The sequence below is a fragment of the Candidatus Hydrogenedentota bacterium genome, assembly GCA_012523015.1.
GTDB lineage: Bacteria > Hydrogenedentota > Hydrogenedentia > Hydrogenedentales > CAITNO01 > JAAYBJ01.
In genome coordinates this window covers 1-5,046 of record JAAYJI010000256.1, presented here as the reverse complement: position 1 = coordinate 5,046, position 5,046 = coordinate 1, and the positions used below count along the sequence as shown (strand labels likewise).

Genomic DNA, 5,046 nt, shown 5'->3' with positions numbered 1-5,046 from the left:
TCACCTCACCATGGACAGCGCAAAAAAAGTCGGCGAAGGGCAGTTCCACAGCAGGCCGCTCAGCATGATCCCAATAAATGCGGAGTAGATAAGAACGCAGATCACGGGGAGAACGCTGCGACAAGGTACACCACATGCGATGAATAATACCGGGGCCCTCCACATTGAGGAGCAGCTTTTCTTCGCCGGCAGCGATGGCTTCAAAGGCAGCTCCTTTCGCTCCGCGATTTGCCTGAGCCCCTGCGCCGGGCGTGCCATCAGGATTCTCAAAACTGATCCACCGTGTTTGAATGGTTTCAGGCATGACATATAAAGGTACGGCCGAACAGGGCGCAAGAATAAAAGCATAAAGGACAACACCAAGGAGAAAGATAAACAAGGGCGCCGGCTTAGACATAGATAAAAACTCCGATACTTTGGATGCTAGGAGGAGAGAACAAAAAGGCTTTTTCATGGCAGGCTCATTGTAATGTTTTTTGCGGCAATAGGCAAGACCTCCGTATCAACCAAGGTATAGCGCAGATCGCCGTTCGCCGTGGTCAGGGTGCCGGGAATGATAAAGAGCGTTTGATCCACGGTGCAGTTAAAATGTGAAGCCGCGCCGCCGCTGATAATGATCTGTGCCGATTCCTGTTCCCGCTGCCGTTGATAGACGGAGCGCGGCGTTTGACTGTCCAGTATCATACCTGCGCTGTTCACAGAACCATGACAAAGCAAGATGCGCAACCCCTCTTCAACGAAGACTTCCTTCCTGCGTAGGTCTGCCAAGAAGGTGATGGATGCGTTCTCAACAGGACTAAGGGGCGGCGCTTGTTGGGACGAAGGGGTTGCTTTATTTCCTGCGCGACAGCGCCGAAGCAGCTCGCGATCATACTTGCCCTGCACAACCAACACATCGCGGCGGCGCAGCAGCGCAATGATTTCTTTCAAGCCCGATCCGTCTGCAGATAGATTACCGGTTTGCACAACGCGATAAATCCCTTGCTCTTGCAGGGACGCGAGTACCGCATCTAATCCGACAAAGTTACTCAGGATGTCACCAATAACGGCGAAATACATAATTGTTTTCCCTTATTTTTCAGTCTGCAGTGCTGTGGCAGACACGCACGGGTTCAGATTATTTCCTCGTTTTTTGAAAATTTTTAGCAACTCATAAAACAATTTATATCAGCATGTTACAAACATTACTGTTTAGGATAGACCCGTTGTCCCGCTAAAAGAGCGGTAATAGACACTATTTTCTATGGTGAAAAAATTTTTGTTGGAAAAAAGAACTTGACAAATCAACATTTACCGTGTATTTATTAGGCTAGAATTTGGGATCGGTAATCATGGTAATGTATTATATACACTCATTGTGGTTATACGGTACCCAATGAAAACGCACCGTATGTGTATGCTGGTATAAGGGTATCAGCGTGCAGCAGTATTCAAGTAAACACTCGAAGAAGGAGGAATTACGACAATGGCTTTCAAGAAAGCAAAAGACAAAGACAAACCGATGACCAAGACACAGACGCTGACCGCCTTGGCCGAAGAAACGGGACTGACGAAGAAAGATGTCGCCGCCGTGCTTGACAATCTGGCTGCCTTAGCTTGTGCGCAGGCTGCTGCCGGATTTACCGTGCCCGGTCTTGGCAAACTGAAACTGGTGCAACGCAAAGCCCGTAAAGGCCGCAACCCCGCAACCGGTGAAGAGATCAAAATTCCCGCGAAAAAAGTTTTGAAGTTTACCATTGGTAAGGCCGCGAAAGATCTCGTTACTCCGCCCAAGAAATAATTTGTTTTCCAGATCCCTGTCAGGCCCGGATACACATGTTCCGGGCCTTTGCTTTTTTAGCCCGGCTATGATAAAACATGATTAGGATTCGTCGAAGGTATCCGTCAAAGATCAACAATCAATCCTTGGAGAATTAGCCATGATCGTCCGCCCATTAAAAAGTATTGCTGTCATCACGTGTGTTCTTCTCGTTGGCTGCATGTCCGCGCCTCCGGCAAAACACAGCATAGCAGCTGAAGAACCGAGTTTGCTCCTTGCCGAAGAGGGCAGGCCGCAGATGAGCATTGTGGTGAGTGCCACGGCGCCGCCTGCTACGCGCTATGCGGCCGAGGAGCTGCAAGGCTTCCTGCTGCAGATGACGGGGGCAGAACTGCCGCTGTTAACTGATGACGCGCCGCAAAGCGATTCAGAAATACTCGTGGGCGATAGCCAACACCTACGCAACTTGGATTTATCAATCGACTATGCATCTTTAGGAACGGAAGGCTACATCCTGCGTACGCATAATGCCAACCTGATCATTACCGGCGGGCAGCCGCGGGGCACGCTCTACGGTGTCTATGGCTTATTGGAGGAACACCTGGGCTGCCGTTGGTTTACGCCGGAAGTGAGCGTAATCCCTGAGGCGGCGACCTTGGCGATTCTTCCCATTAATGAGGTACGTGTTCCTGTTTTGGAATACCGAGAACCCTTTGTGGAAGAGTGCTTTGATGGCGACTGGGCGGCGCGCAATCGGATGAACGGCAACACAGACCGCTTGGAAGAACGGCACGGCGGCAAGATCATTTATAACGGCTTTGTGCACACCTTCGCAGGCTTGCTGCCCCTTGACACCTATTTTGAAGAACATCCCGAATATTATTCGTTGGTAGGCGGGAAACGTATTAAAGATCGAAACCAATTGTGCTGTACCAATGAAGAGGTGATCCGGCTTGTTACAGAAGAAGTGCGTCGTCGCATGGCAGCCCATCCGGAAGCGACGGTGTTTTCGGTTTCCCAAAACGACTGGTACAACTATTGTGAATGTGAATCGTGTACGAAGTTAGCGGAAGAAGAAGGCAGCCAAATGGCGCCTGTATTGAAGCTGGTCAACGCTGTGGCGAAGATGGCCGCGCAAGAGTTCCCAGACAAATTGGTGGATACCCTCGCCTACCAATATACCCGGAAACCGCCGCGCACGATGCGCCCGGAACCGAATGTCATTATCCGACTGTGCACCATTGAATGTGACTTCGCTCATCCCTTCCAAGATCGCACGACGCCTGAAAATCGCGCCTTTTGTGACGATATCGAAGCGTGGGCATCCATTGCTAACCGGTTGTGGATCTGGAATTACAATTGTTCCTATCACCATTACCTCACCCCCTTCCCCAATCTCTATGTGCGAGGCCCCAATATTCGCTATATGATTGAGAACAATGTGCGCGGCATCTTCGAACAGGATGTATACAATACGCCTCACGGTTTCCTCAGCCCCTTGAGCGGTTATCTCGGCGCGAAACTCTTATGGAATCCCAATTATGACACCGACTTGGCGATTGACGAATTTTTGAGCGGCGTCTATGGAGCCGCGGCGACACCGATGCGGCTGTACATCAATCTCCTCCATGATGCCGTTAAAGATCCGGAAACGCTCATGAATATTTGGATTAGCCCTGATGTCCCCTTCCTGAATGATGACATTATGAAACGGGCAGACCTGCTCATGGACGCTGCAGAACAAGCTGTTGCCGACGATCCCGGAGCGCTCGAGCGCGTACGCATTGCCCGCCTCTCAACAGATTACACGATTATGGAACGGGCACGTTCGTTAAATGCCGGCGATTCTTTCGTTGTCGATCATGAGCGGCTCACCGTAGAACCTTCCGTTGCATTCAAAACACGGGCAGAACGCTTCTTTGCTGTTGCGGAAAAACATGGACTCCGATTAGTTGCCGAACACGACGGTGATATTGCCAAATATAAGAAGACCATTGATGCCTATCTGAAAAAAACCGATACGCCGAAACGCCTTGAGCCGGTTGCCGCGCCTGCAGAAATGGAAAGCGGTCTCCTTTGTTCCTTTTATGATATGGCGGTGACGCGCCTTCCGAAATTCAAAGACTTAACAGCGGACGCGCACAGTGTTGTCACAAAGATCGATACAAGCCCCTCCGACGGACACGATGCGGATGCCTATGTATTGTTGTTCGAAGGATATTTTGTCGCACCTAAAGAGGGCGTATATACCTTCAGCGTCCGTTCTAACGATGGCAGCCTCCTGTGGATCGGCAATTCGCGTGTTGTAAATAATGACGGCCTCCATGCAGAAAAGACCGTCACCTCTTTTGTTGCCTTAGAAAAAGGCTATTATCCATTCAAGTTGGGCTACTTCGAAGCTGGCGGCAACTCGGCATTATCAGTCTTTTGTGCCGGTCCCGACATTCCCTACGGGGAAATCCCCGGGTCTATGTTCGCGACTCCTGTAAAATAGGCTTTTCACTGCCATAACGTTTTGGGAATCTTGCGGCCAAGGAGCGTCGCTTGGGATCAAAGCGCCGTGTCCACACTTTGCGCCCTTATTGGCTGCTACCGTTCAAAATGTAATTTAATAAGGGCAATTGTGGTAAACTCTAGGAGGAAATAGTTTTTCTTTTTTACGATATATCACGGCCCGATCTAAATGGGTAATTTAGTTTTTTTTTGCAGCTATTTAACGCGAATGAAGGTCGTGTCAAGAAAGCGGCACGGCTCACCGCACAAACGCTGTCGATGGGCAAGCAAGAAGTTTAGGGAGAAAAGACGGAGTTTATGAAAAGAATACTTATTGTTGATGATGATGTGGATTTGGCAGAACTTGTAAAAACGAAGTTGACCAAAGAGGGGTATCAGGCTTTTGTCATTAATACAGGTCAAGGCGCTTTCGAATATGCCAAGCAAATCAAACCTAATATTTGCCTGCTTGATATTATGCTGCCGGGTGTAACGGGCTATCAGATTTGCCGCAGATTGCGTAAAGACCCTGAACTCTACCAAATTGCGGTGCTTATGCTGACAGCATTGGGCGAAGAACCGGAAATCATTTATGGTATGGAACAAGGCGCTGATGATTACCTGGTCAAGCCCTTTAAGCTGGAGCGGCTCATGGACAAGATCGCTTCTTTAAGCACCTTGTTAAAAACCCTTGACCAGCGGCACCGTGTGACGAATCTTCTGGGAACCGATTCCTTCAAGCGGGAACTGAACCATCAACTGGCGCGCGACGCTGCCATTGCCTGCGTCTACAT

At 49.6% G+C, this 5,046-nt stretch carries 5 protein-coding genes; 3 read left to right on the top strand and 2 right to left on the bottom strand.

The features are described 5' to 3' along the window. The coding region (locus tag GX117_11255) for a DUF2961 domain-containing protein (GenBank protein NLO33909.1) at positions 1–397 on the bottom strand (397 nt) is incomplete at its 3' end. A 53-nt stretch (positions 398–450) separates the two neighbouring features. Further along, positions 451–1,059, bottom strand: coding sequence for a metallophosphoesterase family protein (locus tag GX117_11250; GenBank protein ID NLO33908.1), 609 nt, complete (start codon positions 1,057–1,059; stop codon positions 451–453). 406 nt (positions 1,060–1,465) lie between these two features. Here GX117_11250 and GX117_11245 point away from each other — a divergent pair, with 406 nt between their 5' ends. The 3 genes from GX117_11245 to GX117_11235 all read left to right on the top strand — a co-directional run. Further along, positions 1,466–1,780: an HU family DNA-binding protein gene (locus tag GX117_11245; protein NLO33907.1), complete on the top strand. Its 315-nt coding sequence runs from the start codon at positions 1,466–1,468 to the stop codon at positions 1,778–1,780. 139 nt (positions 1,781–1,919) lie between these two features. Continuing rightward, positions 1,920–4,253 (top strand): DUF4838 domain-containing protein, encoded by a 2,334-nt coding sequence (locus GX117_11240; protein NLO33906.1) that lies wholly within the window; start codon positions 1,920–1,922, stop codon positions 4,251–4,253. 317 nt (positions 4,254–4,570) lie between these two features. Continuing rightward, positions 4,571–5,046, top strand: a 476-nt coding sequence (locus tag GX117_11235) for a response regulator (GenBank protein NLO33905.1), incomplete at its 3' end; no start/stop codon positions are given.

Bases quoted from the DNA above. Each gene is read 5' to 3' on its own strand.
- GX117_11240 (NLO33906.1), top strand. From the start codon at position 1,920: ATGATCGTCCGCCCATTAAAAAGTATTGCTGTCATCACGTGTGTTCTT.
- GX117_11250 (NLO33908.1), bottom strand. From the start codon at position 1,059: ATGTATTTCGCCGTTATTGGTGACATCCTGAGTAACTTTGTCGGATTA.
- GX117_11245 (NLO33907.1), top strand. From the start codon at position 1,466: ATGGCTTTCAAGAAAGCAAAAGACAAAGACAAACCGATGACCAAGACA.